The 19,178-nt window shown below is 61.0% G+C and carries 16 protein-coding genes; 7 read left to right on the top strand and 9 right to left on the bottom strand.

Annotated features, from left to right (window positions below; genetic code table 11):
• Positions 1-103 precede the first annotated feature (103 nt).
• The gene (locus PDO_RS09735; protein WP_007601050.1) at positions 104-1,051 is read left to right on the top strand and encodes a DMT family transporter; all 948 of its coding nucleotides are present in this window, start codon (positions 104-106) and stop codon (positions 1,049-1,051) included.
• Positions 1,052-1,098: 47 nt separating this feature from the next.
• Complete coding sequence (gene hspQ, locus PDO_RS09730; protein ID WP_007601048.1) at positions 1,099-1,428, top strand: heat shock protein HspQ; 330 nt, start codon at positions 1,099-1,101, stop codon at positions 1,426-1,428.
• Positions 1,429-1,519: 91 nt separating this feature from the next.
• Here the strand turns inward: hspQ and PDO_RS09725 are convergent, their stop codons facing one another.
• Positions 1,520-2,155, bottom strand: a complete 636-nt coding sequence (locus PDO_RS09725) for an invasion associated locus B family protein (RefSeq protein ID WP_007601046.1) — start codon at positions 2,153-2,155, stop codon at positions 1,520-1,522.
• A 266-nt stretch (positions 2,156-2,421) separates the two neighbouring features.
• On the opposite strand from PDO_RS09725, the gene PDO_RS09720 reads away from it, so the two are divergent.
• The 4 genes from PDO_RS09720 to PDO_RS09705 all read left to right on the top strand — a co-directional run bounded on the left by PDO_RS09720 (position 2,422) and on the right by PDO_RS09705 (position 6,494).
• On the top strand, positions 2,422-4,227 hold the full coding sequence (locus tag PDO_RS09720; RefSeq protein ID WP_007601044.1) for an extracellular solute-binding protein: 1,806 nt from the start codon (positions 2,422-2,424) through the stop codon (positions 4,225-4,227).
• Positions 4,228-4,337: 110 nt separating this feature from the next.
• Entirely contained in the window at positions 4,338-5,009 is a 672-nt protein-coding gene (locus tag PDO_RS09715) for a DsbA family oxidoreductase (RefSeq protein ID WP_007601041.1), read from the top strand.
• Between the two features lie 57 nt (positions 5,010-5,066).
• Complete coding sequence (locus PDO_RS09710) at positions 5,067-5,999, top strand: DMT family transporter (protein ID WP_007601036.1); 933 nt, start codon at positions 5,067-5,069, stop codon at positions 5,997-5,999.
• Positions 6,000-6,011: 12 nt separating this feature from the next.
• Positions 6,012-6,494, top strand: coding sequence for a GNAT family N-acetyltransferase (locus tag PDO_RS09705; RefSeq protein ID WP_007601035.1), 483 nt, complete (start codon positions 6,012-6,014; stop codon positions 6,492-6,494).
• 20 nt (positions 6,495-6,514) lie between these two features.
• On the opposite strand, the gene mfd is transcribed toward PDO_RS09705, so the two are convergent.
• Both mfd and PDO_RS09695 read right to left on the bottom strand, forming a co-directional pair.
• A complete protein-coding gene (gene mfd / locus PDO_RS09700) occupies positions 6,515-10,024 on the bottom strand; it encodes a transcription-repair coupling factor (protein WP_007601034.1) in 3,510 nt (1,169 codons plus the stop codon).
• A gap of 6 nt (positions 10,025-10,030) precedes the next feature.
• Complete coding sequence (locus tag PDO_RS09695) at positions 10,031-10,342, bottom strand: FAD assembly factor SdhE (RefSeq protein WP_007601033.1); 312 nt, start codon at positions 10,340-10,342, stop codon at positions 10,031-10,033.
• 96 nt (positions 10,343-10,438) lie between these two features.
• Between PDO_RS09695 and recG the strand changes: the two genes are divergently transcribed.
• Positions 10,439-12,544 carry an ATP-dependent DNA helicase RecG gene (gene recG, locus PDO_RS09690; protein WP_007601032.1) on the top strand — a complete coding sequence of 702 codons (2,106 nt, stop codon included), beginning with the start codon at positions 10,439-10,441 and terminating at the stop codon, positions 12,542-12,544.
• On the opposite strand, the gene PDO_RS09685 is transcribed toward recG, so the two are convergent.
• The 6 genes from PDO_RS09685 to PDO_RS09660 all read right to left on the bottom strand — a co-directional run bounded on the left by PDO_RS09685 (position 12,531) and on the right by PDO_RS09660 (position 19,140).
• Positions 12,531-13,235 carry a DUF502 domain-containing protein gene (locus PDO_RS09685; RefSeq protein WP_007601031.1) on the bottom strand — a complete coding sequence of 235 codons (705 nt, stop codon included), beginning with the start codon at positions 13,233-13,235 and terminating at the stop codon, positions 12,531-12,533. The genes recG and PDO_RS09685 overlap by 14 nt on opposite strands.
• Before the next feature lie 9 nt (positions 13,236-13,244).
• The gene (locus PDO_RS09680; RefSeq protein ID WP_007601030.1) at positions 13,245-13,748 is read right to left on the bottom strand and encodes a GNAT family N-acetyltransferase; all 504 of its coding nucleotides are present in this window, start codon (positions 13,746-13,748) and stop codon (positions 13,245-13,247) included.
• Positions 13,745-15,571, bottom strand: coding sequence for a glutamine--fructose-6-phosphate transaminase (isomerizing) (gene glmS, locus PDO_RS09675; protein WP_007601028.1), 1,827 nt, complete (start codon positions 15,569-15,571; stop codon positions 13,745-13,747). The genes PDO_RS09680 and glmS overlap by 4 nt, the downstream gene beginning before the upstream one ends.
• 135 nt (positions 15,572-15,706) lie before the next feature.
• Positions 15,707-17,068, bottom strand: coding sequence for a bifunctional UDP-N-acetylglucosamine diphosphorylase/glucosamine-1-phosphate N-acetyltransferase GlmU (glmU, locus tag PDO_RS09670; protein WP_007601026.1), 1,362 nt, complete (start codon positions 17,066-17,068; stop codon positions 15,707-15,709).
• Between the two features lie 78 nt (positions 17,069-17,146).
• Positions 17,147-17,896 (bottom strand): FadR/GntR family transcriptional regulator, encoded by a 750-nt coding sequence (locus tag PDO_RS09665; protein WP_007601024.1) that lies wholly within the window; start codon positions 17,894-17,896, stop codon positions 17,147-17,149.
• 170 nt (positions 17,897-18,066) lie between these two features.
• Positions 18,067-19,140 carry a BMP family ABC transporter substrate-binding protein gene (locus PDO_RS09660; protein WP_007601022.1) on the bottom strand — a complete coding sequence of 358 codons (1,074 nt, stop codon included), beginning with the start codon at positions 19,138-19,140 and terminating at the stop codon, positions 18,067-18,069.
• Positions 19,141-19,178: the final 38 nt, after the last annotated feature.

Raw genomic sequence — 19,178 nt, 5'->3', positions numbered from 1 at the left:
ACGCCACTCGCCGATTGCTGAATTATCTTACGTAACGTCATATAAATTACGTTAGGTGAGCGCTGCCGCGTTGCCGACCTCAATATCAAGAGACAGACGGCCCATGCCGCACACCACATCGCCGCCGCCTCGCCTGATCGACTGGACGCTGTTTCTGCTGGCGCCGGTCTTCTTCTCGTCGAACCTGATCTTCGGTCGCGGCATTACCGGCGATATTGCGCCTTACACAACCGCTTTCTTGCGCTGGGCCGGATCGGCGCTGATCATGTTTCCGTTTGTCTGGCGCGAGCGCCAGATCTGCCTTGCGTTTCTGCGCCACCACACCGCGCTGTGGCTGGCGCTCGGCATTCTGGGCATGGGTATCTGTGGCGGCGTTGTCTACTGGGCCCTGACGCTGACGACGGCCTCCAACGCGACGCTGATCTACACGACGTCTTCACTGTTCATCATTGTCTTCCAATGGCTGTTTCAGGGCCGAAGAATCAGCCTGATCGAGTTTGCCGGCATGATGATCGCTTTTGCCGGTGTCGCGGTGATTGTGCTGAAGGGCGACCTAGCCGCCCTGCTGAATCTGAGCTTCAACATCGGCGATCTTGCGATCCTGGCTGCGGCCATCGCGTTTGCGCTCTATTCGCTGCTGCTGCGCAACCCGGCCGTCAGGGCCATGCCGCCGCTGCCGCTGTTTGGCCTGCTCGCCCTGTCTGGTGCGATCGTCCTGGTTCCGCCTTGCCTGCATGAAATCTTCACCGGCGGGCTGTTGCCGGATACGCCGCTCGACTTTGCCAAACTTTCCGGAATCATCCTGTTTGCCTCGCTGGCCGCCTTCTATTGCTTCCAGCACGCCGTGCAGGTTTTCGGTCCGGGCATAGCCGGAATGACGCTCTATCTGATGCCGCCGACCTCGATCGTCATGGCTGTGATCTTTCTCGGCGAAAGCTTCGAAAGCTACCATATGACGGGGATCGTTCTGGTCATGGGCGGGCTGGTTCTGGCAACCGCATTCGGGCGCAAACCGAGCGGAGCTGCAGTCGGCAAAGACGAGAACTCTTGATTGTCCGTGTTTCCATCCCAAATATATACGGGAAAGGAAGTGAGCCCATGAAACAACGAAGCGCTAAATTTGGTATCGGAGATGTCGTACGGCACAAGGTCTTCCCGTTCCGTGGCGTGATCTTCGACGTTGACCCGGAGTTTGCCAATTCCGAGGAATGGTGGAATGCGATCCCGGCGGAGGTGCGTCCGAACAAGGACCAGCCCTTCTACCATCTGCTCGCGGAAAATTCGGAGACAGAATATGTCGCCTATGTTTCCGAGCAGAACCTGGAGCCGGATGGAAGCGAAGAGCCTCTGAGAAATCCGCATATCCAGCAGATCTTCGACAAGGCGCAGGCCGGGCACTACAGACCGAAGGCCAACTTCACGCACTGACGAGACGCGGTATCCGACTATCTCCTCCCAGGCATAAAAAAGCCCGCGTCCTTGGACGCGGGCTGATCTTTTTGCCGATTCGAAGACTGTATCAGTTGCCCTGCTTGGCAGCGTTCTGGGCGTCGGTGATCGCCTTGTTGCGCTCTTCCTGCTTCTTCTGCATGGCTTCCTGCAGCAGACGCTGACGCTCGTCGGCCTGCGACTGGGACATCGCCTCGCCATCGAAAGCGCCGGTGAAACCTTCCAGCGGGATCTTGATCGGGTTCGGCGCGCGGCGGAAATTGATCGAGGTCAAGACGACTTCGTTGCCCTTCTTCAGGCTAGCGATAAGCGCGTCGGTGAGCGGCATTTCAGCCGTGCAACGATCCGGCAGGCAGACGGTGTAATCGAGCTTGACGCCCTTGGCACCATCGATCTGCATGAGAATGCCCGGCGGGATCAGACGCGCGGTCGGCACTGTTACCTGCATCAGCTTGCGGTTGACCTTGCCTTCGACCGTGATCAGGCCAACGGCGGTGATCAGTTGGCCGCTTGCGGCGACCTGCTGGTTCTGCACCACGCAGACGTCGGACTCTTCCTGCTTGGCGCAGGTCTTGAACCACTTGGCGGGGGCCGCAGCCGGAGCCGCTTCCTGCGCCTGCGCGACAGCCGGCATGGCAGAGGCGCTGAGCGTGAGAGCGAGGGCAGACACGACAGTCCGCGTTGCTTTGTTGAAAGTGAACATCATTCGAATTCCGTCTCCTGAAAACCCCTGTCGCGCGGACTTTGCGCCGCGTCGTTCACCGGTCGTGCTGGCCGTCACCTGTCGTTCAAATGAGGCAAATACATGACCTAGCGATCTGGCTCACCTGTTACATCGCGACGGCTGGAATATCCAGCTTTTCTTTGAAGCAACGGTAATACCTTCTCGGTTATTCGCACCGCGATGTGTTGGATTTGTGGTGACTGTGCTAGCTTCCCGGCGTTTGCAGATTCTTGCCGGAGGACCACACATTGCGTCGCCTTGCCCTCAGCCTGCTGTTCCTGCCCTTCTGTTCGCTTGCGCAAGCCGAGCCGCTGCACGGGATCGCCATGCATGGTGAGCCGGCGCTCAGCGCCGACTACACGCACTTTCCTTACGTCAATACTGAGGCGAAGAAGGGCGGAAAGGTCAATTACGGTGTCGTCGGCACATTCGACGCGCTGAACCCTTTCGTGCTCAAGGGCATGCGCACATCGGCACGCGGCGTCTGGGATCCGGAATTCGGCAACCTGCTCTACGAACCGCTGATGACCCGATCGTCCGACGAGCCGTTCACGCTGTATGGCCTGCTCGCCGAGACGGTGGAATGGGACGAGGCGCGCAGCTTCGTCCAGTTCAACCTCAATCCCAAGGCGCACTGGAACGACGGCAAGCCGGTCACGCCGGAGGACGTGATGTTCACCTTCGAACTGCTGCGCGACAAGGGCCGTCCGCCGTTCAATTCACGGCTGGCGGTTGTCGAAAAAATGGAGAAGGTCGGAGAGCATGGCGTCAAGTTCACCTTCAATGACAAGGCCAATCGCGAAACGGCGCTGATCTTTGCCTCGTCGACACCAATCCTGCCGAAACATGCCGTCGATGCCGCGACCTTCGACCAGACGTCCCTCACCGTTCCGGTCGGCTCCGGTCCCTACAAGATCAAAGACATCCGCGCTGGCGAGAAGATCACCTGGACGCGCGACCCGAATTACTGGGGTAAGGATATCGCCTCCAAGGTCGGATTCGACAATTACGACGAGATCAGCGTCAGCTATTTCCTGCAGGAATCGACGCTGTTCGAAGCCTTCAAGAAGGGTGAGATCGATGTCTATCCAGAGGGTGATGCCAATCACTGGCTGCGCGCCTATGACTTCCCGGCGGTAGAGAAGGGCGACGTCGTCAAGGAAGCCTTCAAGCCCGGCCTGCCATCCGGCATGCTCGGTTTCGTGTTCAACACCCGCCGGCCGATCTTTGCCGATGCAAAGGTCCGCGAAGCGCTGTCGGTGGCCTTCGACTTCGAATGGCTGAACAAGACGCTGTTCAGCGGAGCCTTTAGCCGCACGCAGAGCTATTGGCAGAACTCGGCGCTCGGCGCCTATGGCAGTGCCGCCGATGACCGCGAGCTTGCACTGCTCGGGCCGGCGAAGGACAGGATCCCGGCAAAAATCCTATCCGGCACCTACACGCTGCCGAAGACCGACGCGTCGGGCGGTGACCGCAAGGCGCTTGGTCAGGCGGTCAAGCTGTTCGCCGAGGCTGGATACCGGATCAAGGGCGGCAAGATGCTGGATGCCAGCGGCAAGCCGCTCGCCTTCGAGGTCATGACCCAGAACGAGGGCCAGGAAAAGATGGCAATCGCCTATCAGCGCACCCTGAAACTGATCGGCATCGACATGGCGATCCGGACTGTCGACGATGCGCAGTATCAGGCGCGGTCGAACAATTTCGACTATGACATGATCATCAAGGCCTACACGTCGTCGCTGTCGCCGGGCGCCGAGCAGCCGAACCGCTGGGGTTCAGCCTCAAGGGATGCGGCCGGCAGCTTCAACTATGCGGGCGTTGCCGATGCGGATATCGACCGGATGATCGAGGCTTTGCTGCAGGCGCGCAACCCGGACGACTTCACGGCGGCCGTCAGGGCCTATGACCGGTTGCTGGTTGCCGGTCACTATGTCGTGCCGCTCTATCACATCGGCGAACAGTGGGTGGCCCGGTGGAAGCATATCGGCCGGCCGGAGGCGACACCGCTATATGGCTACCAGCGCTCGGTCTGGTTCGACGCGCGGGCGCAGTAATCTCACGCGGACATGCAATGGAAACCGCCGGATCCGGCTTGACGCGGACCGGCGGTTGTCTATTGCAGACACTGAATTTTCGACGGCTTCTTCCCGAAAGGACATACATCATGGACCGCATCACCATCGACCTCGTTTCCGACGTCGTCTGCCCCTGGTGTTTCCTCGGCAAGGCAAGGCTGGAACTGGCCATCGCCGAGGTGCAAGACGTCGTCAGCATCGATATCAACTGGCGGCCCTACCAGCTTAACCCCGACTATCCGCCGGAAGGCGTCGATCATCAGGTCGAGCTGGCCAAGAAGCTTGGCGGCAAGGCGCGGATGGACGCTGCCCATGCCGAACTGAAGGCGCTGGGCGCCGAAGTCGGGATCGCGTTCAACTTCGACGCCATCAAGGTCGGCCCCAATACGCTGGATGCGCATCGCCTGATCCACTGGGCGAGCCAGGAAAGCCGCGAAGTGCAGGGCCGCATCGTTGACGGGCTGTTTCGCGCCAATTTCGAGCAGGGTCGCAATGTCGGCGATGCGAAAGTGCTGGCCGATATTGCCGAGGAAGCGGGCATGTTGCGCTCGGTGGTCGAGACGCTGCTGTCCGGCGATGCCGATGTCCAGCACGTGCTCAGCGAAGTCGAGGCGGCCAAGCAGATGGGCGTCAATGGCGTGCCGTTCTTCATCTTCGACCAGCAATATGCCGTCAGCGGCGCGCAGCCTGCAGCCGAACTTGCCAACGCGATGCGCGAAATCGCCAAGGCCAAGGCAGAGGCCCTGCGCAATCTGAATTGACGCAGGAAGCGAAGCAACTTATCCCGGTGAGAGCTCTTCCTCCCCGGGATTTTCACCTTGTCTTCCGATACAACATTCAAAGGCGTCATCCTCGCCTTCATCTGCTTTGCCGCCTATGCATTCAGTGACGGCTCGATCAAGCTGGTCGATGGCCGGGTTTCGCCGTTTCTGGCCGGCTTCATCGGATCAAGCTTCGGCGTTTTCGCCATTCCCTTCCTGATGAAACGCGGCGACCATTGGCTGGATCTGGTGCGCACCACCAACTGGCCGCTCTGGTCGTTGCGTTTCGTCTGTTCGGCTGTCGGCACGATCGGCAGCATCATCGCCTTTACCCAGCTGAGCATGGCCGAAGCCTTCTGCTTGATCTTCCTGCTGCCGTCGTTTGCGACGATCATGTCGGTGATCTTCCTGAAAGAGCAGGTCGGCATCAAGCGCTGGAGCGCCGTGCTGATCGGCTTTTTCGGCGTTCTGGTGGTGCTGCGACCCGGTTTTCGCGAATTGCAGACCGGCCACCTGGCAGCGCTTGCCTCCGGCTTTGCCGGCGCCGTGACCATCATCATCTTCCGGGCGATGGGGCCCAAGGAGAAGAACATCTCGCTCTATGGCGCAGGCCTGCTCGGCAGCGTGCTGATCTGTGCCGTCGTTGCCGTGCCGAGTTTTCAGATGCCGTCATCCGGCGACTTCGCCCTGCTCGCCGCCTTCGGCACGCTTGGCGCAGTCGGCAACGTCCTGATGATGCTGGCCTCGTTTTATGCCCCGCCCGCCATCGTCGGGCCGATCCAGTACAGCCAGATGCTCTGGGCGATCCTGCTCGGCTATCTGGTGTTCGGCGACAAGGTCGATGGTTTCATGGCGGTCGGCATCGCGCTGATCGTAGGGTCCGGACTTCTGACGCTGACACGCGAGCGCAAACGCGGAGTCGCCCTGCCCCCGTCCGTTGCCGGGAAAAGTGAAGCGGCGCTGGCGATCAAGCCGGAAGAGGGTGATTGAACGGAGGGCAGAATGGACTTGCCAGTCGAGAGTGAGGTTGAGTTTGTGGTGCGACCTGCGGATTTCGGCGACCTGCCGAAGCTTCTGCTGCTTTATCGCGACCTCAATCCCGACGATCCTGAGCTCGCGCTGCATGAAGCCGAATCCAAATTTGGTTTACTCCTGCGGATCACCGGCAGCGCGATCTTTATTGGCCTGCTGGATGACGAGATCGTCAGCACCGCAACGGTGGTCGTTGTTCCTAACCTGACGCGCGCCGGTCAACCTTACGGATTGATCGAGAACGTCGTGACGGCCAAGGCCAAACGCGGACGAGGCTACGGCCGCAAAACGCTGTTGCAGGCGGTCGCCACTGCCTGGGATCACGGGTGTTACAAGGTCATGCTGCTGACGGGATCCAGCAGACCGGAAACGCACAATTTCTATCGGTCGGCCGGCTTCGAACAGAACAAGACCGGTTTCCAGATGCGTCGGATCGCAGCTCGGCGCGACTGAACTCCGAACACACGGCTTGCTCAGCTCTTCGCCAACTCCGCCAGTTGCGTCATCACAACCGCAGCCCCCGAGAGCCGCTTGTCCGGTGTGGGCAGGTCGCGGGTCAGGAAGACGCTGTGGTCTGGACGGATTTTCGCCATCGTGCCCTGCTTGGCGATATAGCCGACCAGTGCTGCCGGATTGGGGAACTGCTTGCCGCGGAACTGGACGACGACGCCCTTCGGGCCAGCTTCCAGCTTTTCGACATTCGCCTTGCGGCACAGCGCCTTGATATAGACGACCTTCAGCAAATGCTGAACCTCGACCGGCATGGGTCCGAAACGGTCGATCATCTCGGCACCGAAGCCGTCGATGTCGTTCAGTTCGGTGATCTCGCCGAGACGACGATAAAGGCCGAGGCGCAGATGCAGGTCCGGCACATAGTCGTCCGGGATCATCACCGATGTGCCGACCTGGATCTGCGGTGACCAGCCGGTATCATGGACCTCGTCGACGCCCTTCACTTCGGCGACCGCCTCCTCCAGCATCTGCTGGTAAAGCTCGAAGCCGACTTCCTTGATATGGCCGGACTGTTCCTCGCCCAGCAGGTTGCCGGCGCCGCGGATGTCGAGGTCGTGGCTGGCAAGCTGGAAACCTGCGCCAAGCGTGTCGAGCGATTGCAGGACCTTGAGGCGGCGTTCGGCGCTGCCGGTCAGTACCTTGTTGACCGGAAGGGTCAGCAGCGCGAAGGCGCGGACCTTGGAGCGGCCGACGCGGCCGCGGATCTGATAGAGCTGCGCCAGGCCGAACATGTCGGCGCGATGCACGATCAGCGTATTGGCTGTCGGTACGTCGAGACCGGATTCGACGATCGTGGTCGACAGCAGCACGTCATAGCGGCCTTCGTAGAAGGCGTTCATGATGTCTTCGAGTTCACCAGCCGCCATCTGGCCATGAGCGATCGCCACTTTCAGTTCCGGCACGTCCGAATCGAGGAAGGCCTTGATGTCGGCAAGATCGGCGAGACGCGGGCAGACATAGAAACTCTGGCCGCCGCGATAGTGCTCGCGCATCAGGGTTTCGCGGATGACCAATGGATCGAAGGGCGAGATGAAGGTGCGCACCGCCATGCGGTCGACCGGCGGCGTGGTGATCAGCGACAGTTCGCGCACGCCTGTCATGGCGAGCTGCAGGGTACGCGGGATCGGAGTGGCCGAGAGGGTCAGGACGTGCACGTCGGACTTCAGCTCTTTCAGCCGCTCCTTGTGCTTGACGCCGAAATGCTGCTCCTCGTCGATGATCAGCAGGCCGAGATTGGCAAAATTGACGCCAGCCCCGAGCAAAGCATGGGTACCGACGACGATATCGGTCTTGCCGTCTGCCACTTCCTTCTTGACCAGGTTGAGTTCCTTGGTGCCGACCAGGCGCGACGCTTGCTGGATGCGGATCGGCAGGCCGCGGAAGCGTTCGGTGAAGGTCTTGAAATGCTGGCGGGCCAAGAGCGTGGTTGGCACGACGACGGCGACCTGGATGCCATTCATCGCTGCGACGAAGGCGGCGCGCAGGGCCACTTCCGTCTTGCCAAAGCCGACATCGCCGCAAATCAGCCGGTCCATCGGGCGGCCCTCGCCAAGATCGGAGCGCACGGCCTCGATGGCGTTCATCTGGTCTTCCGTCTCGTCATAGGGGAAACGGGCGGCGAATTCGTCGTAGAGGCCCTCCTGGGTGGTCAGGACCGGGGCCGTGCGGGTCATACGTTCGGCGGCAATGCGGATCAGGGCACCGGCCATGTCGAGCAGGCGCTTCTTCAGCTTGGCCTTGCGCATCTGCCAGGCGCCACCGCCGAGCTTGTCCAGCGGAACTTCGGTGCCTTCGCCGCCGAAACGCGACAAAAGATCGATGTTTTCGACCGGCAGGAACAGTTTGGCCTCGTCGGCATATTGCAACTCGAGGCAGGCATGTGGTGCACCGGCAGCCTCGATCGTTCTCAGGCCGATGAAGCGGCCGATGCCATGTTCGGCGTGCACGACGATCGAGCCTTCGTCGATGCTGGCGACTTCAGAGATGAAATCGGCGCCCCGCTTGCGACGCTTTGAACGACGGACCATGCGGTCGCCGAGAATGTCCTGTTCGCCGACGATGATCAGGTCGCCGGCTTCGAAGCCACCTTCGAGGCTGAGCACGGTGGTGCCGGCCTCGCCCTTCTTGAGGGTAGCCATATCCTTGAGGGCGGCCACGGGTTTGAGCTTTTCAAGGCCGTGTTCGTTCATCACCTGCAAAAGGCGATCGAGCGAGCCTTCCGACCAGCCGGAAATCAGCACCTTTGCGCCGGCTGCCCGTTTGTCGGCGATATATTTGACGGCCTGAGTGAAGACGTTGACGCGCTTGGCGTCCTCGCCATCCTCGGTCGCGGCCGCAGCCTTCGCCCAACGCGGTGACGGGCGGGCTTCGACCTCGATCACCGTGCGGCTCTCGCCGCCATGTTCGGCAAAGGGTGTGATGCGGATCGGATCGAAGGCATCGAGGTTGCGGCCGAATTCGGCAGCGCCGAGATACAGACGCTCGGGCGGCACGGGCTTATAGGGTGTTCCCTGCGACAGGTGGCCCTTGCCCGGCGTCGCGCTGTTGAGGCGCGCCTCGTAATAGTCGCGGATCAGCTTGGCTCGCTCTTCGGCCGCCTCGCGCACGGTATGGTCGGTGACGATGCGGAAGCCCTTGAGATAGTCGAAGGTGGTTTCCAGATGATCATGAAACAGCGGCAGCCAGTGCTCCATGCCGGCATAACGGCGGCCTTCGGAGACGGCGGCATAGAGCGCATCGTCCCGTGTGGCGGCGCCAAACAGCGACAGATAGTTCTTGCGGAAGCGGCCGATCACCTCCGGCGTCAGCGTCACTTCGCTCATCGGGTTGAGGTCGAGCGAACGGATCTGGCCGATGGTGCGCTGGGAGGCCGGGTCGAAGGAACGGATGCTCTCCAGCGTGTCGCCGAAGAAATCGAGGCGAACAGGCTCTTCGGAGCCGGGCACGAAGACATCGAGGATGCCGCCGCGCACGGCGAATTCGCCGACTTCGCGCACGGTCGCGACGCGGTCGAAGCCGTTGCGCTCGAGACGCGCGGCGATGTCGTCCATCTTCAACGTGTTGCCGGGTTTTGCCGAGAAACCAAGGCTGTCGATGATATCGGCGGGCGCCACCTTCTGCAGCATGGCATTGACGGTGACGAGCACGATCGCCGGATGCGGCTTCAGATAGAGCGAAATCAGGCCGGTCAGCGCCGAGAGGCGACGCGCCGAGACATCGGCCGAAGGCGAGACGCGGTCATAGGGCAGGCAATCCCAGGCGGGCAATGTCAGCACCGGGATTTCCGGGGCGGCAAAGCTGAGGATCTGCTCGATGTTCTGCAGGCGCTGGCCATCGGAGACGACATAGGCGACAGGCCGGCCTTCGCGGGCAAGTTCGGCGAGGATGAAGGCATCCATGCCATCGGGCACATGCGACAGGGTCAGGGCAGATTGCGCCTTGGCGATCCGCTTCACATCGATCAGGGACATGTTGGACTACTTTGCGAGCGTTTCGGCATTGACCGGCGAAAAATCGGGGCGAAGGGCGGCGATGCGCATGAAGAGTGGCGTCCGGAAGCGCTCGGGGATGGGCTCGGCGCCGGTGACCCATTTGACCAGATCATTGTCTTCCTCGGCCATGATCAGCTCCAGCTCGTCGAGATCGGCGTCCGGCAAGGTAGCGATTTCTGCTTCACAGAACTGACCCAGCATTAGGTCCATTTCGCGGATGCCGCGATGCCAGCAGCGGAACAATATCCGCCGACGGCGCGGATCAAGCTCGGCACTGCTCATGATCAAACCGGTCATCGGCACATTCCTTCCTGTTGATGGGCCTCTATAGAACTAAGTGGAGCAATTGTCAGCTTGCCAAGGCGGCATTTTGCGGGGCATTTTGCCGGCATCATGCGCCCTACCCTTCTTGATCCCCTGTTCGCCTCCGTTGCCTCGCTTGCCGGCGTTGGCCCCAAGCTTGCCCAGCTTCTCGCAACCCTGATGGGACGCGAGGATGCCGAGGATACGCGCGTCGTCGATCTACTGTTTCTGGCGCCGCACCGGCTGATCGACCGGCGCCACCAGCCGGGCATCGCGCTGACTCAGCCGGGCGCGCTGGTGACCGTGACGGGACGGGTCGACCGGCACCAGCCGCCACCGCCCGGCAAGAGCAACCTGCCTTACCGGGTCTTCCTGCATGACGAGACGGGCGAACTGGCGCTGACCTTCTTTCGCGCCAAAGGCAACTGGCTGGAAAAAGTCCTGCTGATCGACGAGATCGTCATGGTGTCGGGCAAGGTCGACTGGTTCAACGGCCGCGCCTCGATGGTCCATCCGGATTTCATGGTCAAAGCCAGCGAGGCAGAAAACCTGCCGCTGGTCGAGCCCGTCTATCCGCTGACGGCGGGCCTGTCGCCGAAAGTGCTGCGCAAATCGATCGAGGCCGCCGTCGAGCGCATGCCGGACCTTGCAGAGTGGATCGATCTACCGCTTTTGCAGAAACAGGGATTTGCCAGCGTCAAGGATGCTCTGATCGCGCTGCATCATCCGCGTGATGAAAAGGATATCGACCCGCAGGCACCGGCAAGACGACGGCTCGCCTATGACGAATTCCTTGCCGGTCAAGTGTCGCTGGCTCTGGTCAGGCAAAAGCTGCGGCGAATTCCGGGCGTGCCGATCAAGCCGACGGGGCTGTTGAGCGACAAGATCCGCGCGACACTGCCGTTTTCCCCGACCCAGAGCCAAGTCACGGCGATTGCCGATATCCTGAAAGACATGAGTTCGGATACCCGCATGCTGCGGCTCCTGCAGGGCGATGTCGGCGCGGGCAAGACGCTGGTGGCGCTGTTTGCCATGTCGGCCGCTGTCGAAAGCGGCGGCCAGACCGTGCTGATGGCGCCGACTGAAATCCTGGCGCGGCAGCATCACGCGACACTGTCGAAGCTTGGCGCATCAGCCGGATTGCGGATCGAGGTCCTGACCGGGCGGACCAAGGGCAAGGAGCGCGAGGCCATTCTGGAGCGGATCGCGTCGGGCGAAGCGCAGATCGTCATCGGTACCCATGCGCTGTTCCAGGACGCGGTGTCCTACAAGAACCTGACACTCGCCGTCGTCGACGAGCAGCATCGGTTTGGCGTGCATCAGCGCCTGCGCCTGACCGCCAAGGGCATCACGCCGCATATGCTGGTGATGACCGCGACGCCGATCCCGCGCACGCTGGTGCTGGCGGCCTTCGGCGACATGGATGTGTCGAAACTCACCGAAAAGCCGGCCGGGCGCAAGCCGATCCAGACGGTCACCGTGCCGACGGAACGGCTTGAGGATGTGATCGAACGGCTGCGCGCGGCTATCGCCGAGGGCAAGAAGGCCTACTGGATCTGCCCGCTGGTCGAAGAGACCGAAGAAAGCGAACTGATGTCGGTGGAGGAGCGCCATTCGGTGCTGTCGATGATGATCAAGGCGCCGATCGGCCTGGTGCATGGGCGCATGAGCGGGCCGGAAAAAGACGCCGCAATGCTTGCCTTCAAGAATGGCGAAACGCGGTTGTTGGTGGCCACCACCGTGGTCGAAGTCGGCGTCGACGTACCGGATGCGACGATCATGGTGATCGAACACGCCGAGCGCTTCGGCCTTGCCCAGTTGCACCAGTTGCGCGGCCGGGTCGGGCGCGGCGACGAGGCGTCGAGCTGCATCCTGATGTACAAGGGCCCATTGGGCGAAAACGGCAAGGCGCGGCTGTCGATCCTGCGTGACAGCGAGGACGGGTTCCTGATTGCCGAGGAAGACCTGAAGCTGCGCGGCGAAGGCGAATTGCTCGGCACGCGGCAATCTGGCACTCCGGGGTTTAAGATCGCCAGTCTCGAAGCACATGGCGACCTGCTGGAGATCGCCCGGAAGGATGCAAGTTATCTGCTGGAGCGTGATCCGGAACTGACGTCAGCGCGCGGCGAAGCGGTGCGGACGCTGCTCTATCTGCATCGCCGCGACGAGGCGATCCGGTTCCTCAGGGCTGGGTGACCTGCGGCTGGGTGACCGGGGGCTCGGCGACCGGGTTTTCCGGCTGCGGCGTCCAGTTGGGCGTCACCAGACCGGCCGAAATCAGCAGCTTGATGCCCTCTTCCGGTGACATTTCGAGCAGTTTGACCTTGCTTCGCGGCACGAAGATCAGGAAGCCTGCGGTCGGGACCGGGGTCGGTGCCATGAACACCGCAATCATTTCCTCGCCATCCTCGTTGAGTTTGGCGGCGATCTCACCCTTGGCATCGGTGGAGACGAAGACCAGAGCCCAGCTTCCGGGGCCGGGAAACTCGATCAGCCCGACCTTCTTGAAGGAGCTCGACTGCTCTTTCAACACCGTCTCGAAGATCTGCTTGGTGCTTTTGTAGACCGTGCGGACCAGCGGCATGCGATGCAGTACCGATTCGCCATAGGCGACGATCGAGCGACCGATCAGGTTCTTGCCGAGGAAGCCAATCAGGGTAATGGCGAACAGTGCAAGCAGCAAGCCGGTGCCGGGAATGGCGAACTGTATATAGTTTTCCGGGTTGTAACGGTCGGGAATATAGGGCTTTACCCAACTGTCTGCCCAGCGGATGAAGGTCCAGGTTAGCCAGATGGTGATCGTGACCGGTGCGCAGATGATCAGACCCGTCAGGAAGTTGTTCCTGAGCCGTGTCGCAACCGAAATCGTATCAGAATTTTCAGTCATTAACCGCCGTTATTGTGCAGTGCCGTAAAAGCCCGGATGGAAGGCGACAATGCCCAAGGCGTCCGGACCATGCAAGAGCAAAGCCTGGAAATGTCCGGGCGGAACGTCGGGAAGCACGAGACCGTGATCCAGACGGAAACCGAAGCGGTGATAGTAAGCCGGATCGCCGAGCAGGACGCAGCCGGCAGCGCCGAATGAGCGCAGCCGATCCAGTCCCTCGGAGACGAGACGCGAACCAACTCCCTTGCCTTGATGCGCCGGCGCGACGCTGATCGGGCCGAGGCCGTACCAGCCTTCGTCTCCGCCAGAAAGCGATACGGGCGAAAAGGCGACATGCCCGACAATCGCTCCAGCCTCCTCGGCCACCAGCGACAGTGTCAGCGCACCGGCTTCGCGCAACCGTTCGATAATCAGCGGCTCGGTCTGGTCGCTATAGGGCATTCCGGCAAAGGCAGCGGCGGTAACAGTGCCAATGGCGGCCTCGTCACCGGCGCACTCTGCCCGAATGATCATTCCACAGTGACCGATTTGGCCAGGTTGCGCGGCTGGTCGACATCGGTGCCCATGAAGACGGCCGTGTGATAGGCAAGCAACTGGATCGGCAGGGAGAAGACCATCGGCGAGATGATCTCGGCGACATTCGGCAAGACGATCGTCGCCATGGTCTCCAGCTTGGAGGCGGCCGCCCCCTTCTCGTCGGTGATGAAGATGATCCGGCCACCGCGGGCCGCCACTTCCTGCATGTTCGACACGGTCTTTTCGAAGAAACGATCATGCGGCGCAATGACGATGACCGGCATGTTCTCGTCGATCAGTGCGATCGGACCGTGCTTCAACTCGCCGGCGGCATAACCTTCGGCGTGGATGTAGGAAATTTCCTTCAGCTTCAGTGCGCCTTCCATGGCCAGCGGATAGCTGGTGCCACGGCCGAGATAGAGCACGTCCTTGAACTTCGCGAGATCGCGCGACAGGGCTTCGATCTGCGGCTGGATGCTGTTTAGCACCTGCGACATGATGCGCGGCATTTCGGCCAGATGTTTGACCAGCTGCTTTTCTTCGGCCTCAGTCAGCGTGCCCCGGGCACGACCGGCCGCGATCGACAGGGAGGCGAGGACTGCCAACTGGCAGGTGAAGGCCTTGGTCGAGGCGACGCCGATTTCCGGGCCGGCCAGTATCGGGAAGATGGCATCGGCTTCGCGGGCAATCGTCGATTCCCTGACATTGACCACGGCGCCGATCTGCAGGCCGTTCTCGCGGCAGTAGCGCAGCGAGGCCAGCGTATCGGCGGTCTCGCCGGATTGCGAGATGAAGAAAGCCGCCTGATCCTTGGACAACGGCATTTCGCGGTAGCGGAATTCCGAAGCGACATCGATCTCGACCGGCAGGCGGGCATAACGCTCGAACCAGTATTTGCCGACGAGGCCAGAGAGATATGCGGTGCCGCAGGCCGACATGGCCAAGCCACGCAGATTGGCGAAGTCAAGCTCGCCCTCGAAAGGCTTGATCTTGTTGGCAGCAAAATCGACATAGTGCGAGAGGGCGTGGGAAATCACCTCCGGCTGCTCGTAGATTTCCTTTTCCATGAAATGACGATGGTTGCCCTTGTCGATCATGTAGGCGCTGGCCGAGGAAATCTGGACCTGACGGTCGACCGGATTGCCGTCGAGATCGAAGATATGCGCTCCGCGCGCACCGATCACCGCCCAGTCGCCGTCCTGCAGATAGGCAATGCGGTTGGTAAAGGGCGAAAGCGCAATCGCGTCGGAGCCGAGGAACATCTCGCCATCGCCGAAGCCGATTGCCAGCGGCGGACCAGAGCGCGCCGCCATGATGGTCGAGGGATCATCCTTGAAGATCACGGCGAGCGCATAGGCGCCGGTCACCTGACGCAGCATCTTGTGCATCGCTTCCCGGCGGCCGAGGCCGTCGCGGATATATTTCGCCAGAAGTTGCGCAACGACTTCGGTGTCAGTCTGCGTCGCAAAGGTTGCGCCTTCGGCGGAGAGTTCGTCCTTGATCTCGGAGAAATTCTCGATGATGCCGTTGTGGACGACGGCGACGCCATCGACGAAATGCGGATGAGCATTGGTTTCGTTGGGAACGCCGTGGGTTGCCCAGCGGGTGTGGGCAATTCCGATATTGCCGGCCAGCGGCTCGGCAGCCAACTTCGTCTCGAGATTGAAAAGCTTGCCTTCGGCACGCCGACGCTCGAGCGTGTTGTCATGGATCGTTGCAACACCGGCAGAATCATAGCCGCGATATTCGAGCCGCTTCAATGCATCGACGAGGCGCGCCGCAACCGGCTGGTTACCGACAATACCAACAATACCGCACATGAAACTCTCCGTCTGGCGTCAATAATTTGCGTCAGTCCTACCGGTTTTGCCGGAATGCGCAATCTTCGGTGAGGTCAAATTGCATTTCGTAACGTAACGCAATGCAGCAATGGTGAACGCATTGCGATACAAGACTTAGTTGCCGGCCTTCTTTGTTGCCTTGATCGCTAGGTTCTTCTCGCGAATCTTCACGGCGCCGCCGGGCTTCATCTCCTGCCGTGAGCGGCCGAAGGCCAGTGCATCAGCCGGCACATCCTTGGTGATGACACTGCCAGACGCGACCAGAGCACCATCGCCGATGGTGACTGGCGCAACCAGCGACGAGTTGGATCCGATGAAGGCGCGTTCGCCGATCCGCGTCTCGTGCTTGTTGACGCCATCATAATTGCAGGTGATCGTGCCGGCGCCGATGTTGCTCTCGGCACCAACAAAAGCATCGCCGATATAGGTCAAGTGGTTGACCTTGGCACCCTTGCCGATCTCGGCCTTCTTGACCTCGCAGAAATTGCCGACCTTGGACCCCTCGGCCAGATTTGCACCGGGGCGTAGACGCGCATAGGGACCTACCGTGGCGCCGGTCGCGACGTAGGCACCTTCGAGATGCGAGAATGCATGGATGACGGCCCCACCCTCGACGACGACACCTGGGCCGAAGACGACATTCGGCTCGATTAGCGCATCCTGGCCGATCTGGGTATCGTGGCTGAGGAAGACGGTTTCGGGGGCAATCATGGTGACTCCGGAGAGCATCAATTCATGGCGGCGACGCTCCTGCCAGAGGCGTTCAATGACTGCAAGTTCGGCGCGGTTGTTGCAGCCGGTGAGTTCACTTTCCGGTGCATCGACGGCAACGGCCCGGCCACCGAGCGAACGGGCGATCTCGACGAGGTCGGTCAGATAATATTCACCCTTGGCATTGGTGTTGCCGATGCGCGACAGGAGGTCGAGTGCCTTGCGGCCATTGATGGCCATCAGACCGCTGTTGCACCAGGTGACGGCACGCTCGGCGTCGGTTGCGTCCTTTTCCTCACGGATCGCCACCAGCTCACCGTCTTCAACCAGCAGGCGTCCATAGCCGGTCGGGTTTAGCGTATGAAAGCCGATGACGGCGACATCCGCACCATCGGCCAGCGCCTCGCGTGCAGCCAGGAGCGGTCCAGGCGTAATCAGCGGCACATCACCGTAGGCCACCAAAATCTCGTCATAGCCGCGCGCGATCGCGTCGCGGGCCATCAAGACGGCATGGCCGGTGCCCAGCCGCTCAACCTGCAGGACACTCTCCACGGTCATGCCGTCGAGGCTGCCCGCCTTTGCCACCCGCTCGGCGTCCCGCCCGACGACAAGGGCGACGTCATTGATGCCGGAGGCGGCAATGGAGGCCATGACATGGGCGATCATCGGCCGTCCGGCCACCGGATGAAGCACCTTCGACATGGAAGATTTCATCCGGGTGCTGTCGCCAGCGGCAAGAATGACGGCGAGACATCTGCGTGCCATGAAAAACTCCGGGCGTTGCTGCAATGAAATTTCACTAGCGAGCCGCTCTCGTGGCCGCAAGCTGAAAAGCAGTGCCGGTCAGGAAGTGTGCACCCGTTCGACCGCATAAATCGCACTTCGCCGACCAAGCTGAACGACGTTTTCCATCGCCGCCCTTGCCGCATCCACATCGCCGCGCTCCACCGCCTCAACGATTGCCATATGGGTATCGCGCATTTCGGCATCTCGGTTCGGCACGGGCGGCTTCAACGCCAACGTAAACGCTCCTTCGAGCGCCGCGCGAATGAAGCCGACCATGCTTTCCATGAACGGGTTTCCACCGACGAGCAACAGGAGCAGATGGAAACAGAGATCGGCTTCCACCTGGGACTGCCAATCGAATTCCGGAGAACCGAGCTTTGCCGCTAAACTGCGCAATTCGGCACAGTCTTCGGCCGTCGCCCTCTGCGCCGCGTAAGCTGCCGCCGCAGGTTCCAGCAACAGGCGAATGTCATAGAGTTGGTCGATAAATACCGCCGATACGCCACTGCTGAAATGCCAGCGCAGGACGTCCTCATCCAGCAGGTTCCAATAGCACTGATCTGTTACACGGGTGCCGATGCGCGATTTCGCCACGACCAGGCCCTTGGCCGCCAGCGTCTTCATCGCCTCGCGCAGGACGGACCGCGAAACCTCAAAACGCTGCTGCAGTTCCGGGTCGCCAGGCAGAACATCGCCGACGGCAAATTCACCAGCGACGATCGCCAGGCCAAGCTGCTCGACGACCCGGGCGTGGTTCGTCCGTGGCTTCGAGGCCAATAACCAGCCGGCAATCGCTTCCTTGCGCATGCCTGTGCTCCCTTGTGTCTTTGCGATTCGCTACGTTCTGAAGGCTTCTCGTAGCAATGCACACCATCCGCAAGGTCAGTATCTTAGCATTTCCGTATTTTTGTATATCCACAACAAAGAAAGGGCGCCGAGGCGCCCTTTCCGTGATCTCAACGGCAAAGTCCGACCGATTATTGCGGCAGCTTGTCGTCTACACCTTCAATGTAGAAGTTCATGCCGAGAATGGTGCCGTCGTCGGCCGACTCGCCATCCTTCAGCCACGGCGTGCCATCCTGCTTGTTGATTGGGCCCGTGAAGGGCTTCAGTTCGCCTGCCTTGATCTTGGTCATGGTGTCTGTTGCCATCGCCTTGACGTCGTCCGGCATATTGGTGAACGGCGCCATGGTCAGGATACCGTCCTTGAGACCATCGAAAGTCTGCTGGCTGGCCCAGGTGCCGTCGATCACGGCCTGAGTGCGCTTGATATAGTAGGCGCCCCAGGTGTCGACGATTGAGCTGAGCTGGGCGGTCGGACCAGCGGCAATCATGTCAGACGCCTGACCGAATGCCTGGATGCCGCGTTCCTGTGCAACCTGCATCGGTGCCGTGGTGTCGGTATGCTGGGTCAGGATGTCAACGCCCTGGTCGATCAGCGCCTTGGCTGCGTCGGCTTCCTTGCCGGGGTCGAACCAGGTGTTGACCCAGATGACCTTCAACTTGAATTCAGGGTTCACTGTACGCGCACCATGCAGGAAGGCATTGATGCCGCCCACCACTTCCGGGATCGGGAACGACGCAATGTAGCCGGCTACACCCTTCTTCGACATCTTGCCGGCGATCTGGCCGTTGATGAAGCGGCCTTCATAGAAGCGCGAGTTGTAGGTCGCGACATTGGCCGCTGTCTTGTAGCCGGTCGCATGTTCGAACTTCACGTCCGGGAATTTTTCGGCAACCTTCAGCGTCGCATCCATGAAGCCAAACGAGGTGGAGAAGACCATCGCGCAGCCGGAACGGGCCATGCGCTCGATGGCGCGCTCGGCGTCTGGTCCTTCCGGAACGCTTTCCAGGAACGGCGTCTCGATCTTGTCGCCGAAATGGGCCTGCAGTTCCTGGCGGCCGATGTCATGCGCCTGGGTCCAGCCGCCGTCGGTCTTGGTGCCGACATAGACGAAGCAGATCTTCGTCTTGTCCTGGGCGGAGGCCGGTGCTGCGACCGCAGCAAGCGCTGCTGCCGAGGCGGCAAGCGCGAGGAGAAATTTCTTCATGATGTACCCCTGTCTGGTTAGATTGAAGCTTTTGTTTT

This window comes from Rhizobium sp. PDO1-076, from assembly GCF_000247475.1.
GTDB lineage: Bacteria > Pseudomonadota > Alphaproteobacteria > Rhizobiales > Rhizobiaceae > Allorhizobium.
The sequence above is the reverse complement of the archived record's forward strand: the minus strand, read 5'-3'. Positions and strand labels throughout refer to the sequence as shown.

Excerpts from the sequence above, each read along its gene's own strand:
- PDO_RS09660 (WP_007601022.1), bottom strand. The coding sequence starts at position 19,140 with ATGAAGAAATTTCTCCTCGCGCTTGCCGCCTCGGCAGCAGCGCTTGCT.
- PDO_RS09695 (WP_007601033.1), bottom strand. The coding sequence starts at position 10,342 with ATGACCGGTTTGATCATGAGCAGTGCCGAGCTTGATCCGCGCCGTCGG.
- PDO_RS09735 (WP_007601050.1), top strand. The coding sequence starts at position 104 with ATGCCGCACACCACATCGCCGCCGCCTCGCCTGATCGACTGGACGCTG.
- PDO_RS09680 (WP_007601030.1), bottom strand. The coding sequence starts at position 13,748 with ATGATCATTCGGGCAGAGTGCGCCGGTGACGAGGCCGCCATTGGCACT.
- PDO_RS09685 (WP_007601031.1), bottom strand. The coding sequence starts at position 13,235 with ATGACTGAAAATTCTGATACGATTTCGGTTGCGACACGGCTCAGGAAC.
- PDO_RS09665 (WP_007601024.1), bottom strand. The coding sequence starts at position 17,896 with ATGCGCAAGGAAGCGATTGCCGGCTGGTTATTGGCCTCGAAGCCACGG.
- PDO_RS09715 (WP_007601041.1), top strand. The coding sequence starts at position 4,338 with ATGGACCGCATCACCATCGACCTCGTTTCCGACGTCGTCTGCCCCTGG.
- recG (WP_007601032.1), top strand. The coding sequence starts at position 10,439 with ATGCGCCCTACCCTTCTTGATCCCCTGTTCGCCTCCGTTGCCTCGCTT.
- glmS (WP_007601028.1), bottom strand. The coding sequence starts at position 15,571 with ATGTGCGGTATTGTTGGTATTGTCGGTAACCAGCCGGTTGCGGCGCGC.
- PDO_RS09705 (WP_007601035.1), top strand. The coding sequence starts at position 6,012 with ATGGACTTGCCAGTCGAGAGTGAGGTTGAGTTTGTGGTGCGACCTGCG.
- PDO_RS09725 (WP_007601046.1), bottom strand. The coding sequence starts at position 2,155 with ATGATGTTCACTTTCAACAAAGCAACGCGGACTGTCGTGTCTGCCCTC.
- glmU (WP_007601026.1), bottom strand. The coding sequence starts at position 17,068 with ATGGCACGCAGATGTCTCGCCGTCATTCTTGCCGCTGGCGACAGCACC.
- hspQ (WP_007601048.1), top strand. The coding sequence starts at position 1,099 with ATGAAACAACGAAGCGCTAAATTTGGTATCGGAGATGTCGTACGGCAC.
- mfd (WP_007601034.1), bottom strand. The coding sequence starts at position 10,024 with ATGTCCCTGATCGATGTGAAGCGGATCGCCAAGGCGCAATCTGCCCTG.